At 61.5% G+C, this 2,093-nt stretch carries 2 protein-coding genes; both read right to left on the bottom strand.

Going from position 1 to position 2,093, the window contains the following annotated elements; genetic code table 11:
* Positions 1-407: 407 nt before the first annotated feature.
* Complete coding sequence (gene prmA, locus ACYVDE_RS22910; RefSeq protein ID WP_460503846.1) at positions 408-1,238, bottom strand: 50S ribosomal protein L11 methyltransferase; 831 nt, start codon at positions 1,236-1,238, stop codon at positions 408-410.
* A 169-nt stretch (positions 1,239-1,407) separates the two neighbouring features.
* Positions 1,408-2,093, bottom strand: a 686-nt coding sequence (locus tag ACYVDE_RS22905) for a hypothetical protein (protein ID WP_460503845.1), incomplete at its 5' end; no start/stop codon positions are given.

Raw genomic sequence — 2,093 nt, 5'->3', positions numbered from 1 at the left:
CCCTGGGAAGGCCAGCTGCTGCGCCCGCCCCGGGCTTGCAGTCCCGAGGCCGGCCAGCGCCAGCCCAACTCCCAGCACGGCCGGGCGCGATGAAAAAACAGCAGGGAATCCAGCAAACCAGGTCATTGCGCACGAGCCGTAAAAAGCAACGAGAAAAGCCCGGCCGCTCCCACTCACCACCGGTGGCAGCCGGGCAATTCCCGGAATAATATTACGGGCTATAGGGGCCGGGCTGTGCGAAATGCAGCGCTTTTATTCGCGCAAACGTTGCCGGGAACGATGCCAGTTTGCGGCATGAAAAGCGGGTGAAAGGGAGAATGGGGCGGGTAGAACACTAAACGAAAACAAGCACGTCATGCTTCGACTGCGCTCAGCATGACGTGCTTGTTTACTGTCTGGTATCCTAATTACTCTTTTTCAAACACCGCCGATACCCAGCTGCGCAGGGTGCGGTGGCGCTGGTAGCGCAGGCCGTGCTTGCTGGCCTCGGCCTGAATTTTCGGGAGGTCCTCCTCGTAGAAGCCGCTGAACAGGATGGGCCGGCCGCTGGGCAGCAGGCGGGCGTATTCGTGCATGTCTTCGAGCAGCACGTTGCGGTTGATGTTGGCCAGAATCAGGTCGAAGGGCTCTTCGTTCGCCAGCGTCTCCACGCCGCCCAGGCGGCACTCGATGCCGTGGCACTGGTTTTCGGCGGCATTGTCGCGGGCGTTTTCCACGGTCCAGGGCTCGGTATCCACGGCCAGCACCTGGCGGGCGCCCAGCATTTCGGCCATGATGGCCAGAATGCCGGTGCCGGTGCCCATATCCAGCACGCGCAGCCCCTTGTGGCTCACGTCGAGCTGGTTTTCAATCATCAGGGCCGTAGTTTCGTGGTGGCCGGTGCCGAACGACATGCGCGGCATAATCACGATGTCGTAGTCGACGCCCGCCGGTTCGGGGTGGAAGGGCGCGCGCACCGACACGCGGTCGGCGATGACGAGCGGCTGGAAATTCTTCTCCCACTCGGCGTTCCAGTTCTGACGGGTGATGGTGCGGTGCGAGTGGTTCAGCTCGCCGATACCCGAGTAGCGGCTCATGATTTCGGCCACCGCGTCGGGATTGAACACGTCCTCGGTGGTATAAGCCTGGAAGCCCTCGTCGGTGTCCTCAAAGGTGTCGAAGCCGACTTCGGCCAGCTCGGCCACCAGAATGTCGGCCAGCTCGCGCGGCGCTTCAACGGTCAGTTCAATAAAATCCATGTTGCTTATGGGATAAGTAATTGAGCAATCCTAGAACGTCATGCGCCGAAGCATCTCGCGTGCTGAAGTAATCCTAACGATTGGATTTACTACCACACGCGAGATGCTTCGGCTGCGCTCAGTATGACGTTCTTTTTTCGTTCTGAAGTCACAAAGGTCGCCCAAAAAATCAGGCCCCAATGCTGCGCCACAGCTTGCGGCGCAGGTCGCCGTCGTTGCGTAGCACGGCGCGCACCGGCCACCAAGCCGAAGCCATGATGACGGCTGCCAGCGCGATGCGCGCCCACCACCACGGTAGGAAATACAGCGCCGCCGCCGTGCCAATGGTGGCAATGCTCATGAGCGTGCTGGCATTGCGGTTGTTGCTGAACTGCACCACTTTCTTCACTTCCTTGGCCTGGTAGAGGCTGCCCCACAGTCCCAGGCTGGTGAGGGCGGCCGCGCCCAGCGGCAACAGCCCCAGGTAGGGCCAGAAGTTGCGCGGAAACAGGGCCAGCAGCACGCCTGCCGTCAGCACAACATCGAGCGCCACTACCGGCAGCACCAACCGCAGGTACAGCGCCAGCACCCGCCGCGTGAGGCCGAGGCGCTGAATTTCGTTGGCCACCAGCGGGCGGATGAAGCCGAACAGGTTATTATTCAGATAAGTAAAACCAATGGCCGGCATCAGCGCCAAATAGAAGAAGGACTGGTTCTTGAATTTGGCACCGCTGGCATCTAGCCCCACCAGGTTGAGCGTGAGCAGCAGGATTTTCAGCGCCAAACCCATCAGCAGCAGCGACCACACGCGGCGCAAATACGCCCGTTGCTCGGGCCGGAGCCGGGCCAGCAGCGAGCCCGCGCCGGTGGCGGCCC

It is taken from the genome of Hymenobacter agri, from assembly GCF_054778495.1.
This window is presented reverse-complemented; position numbering and strand designations above follow the sequence as displayed.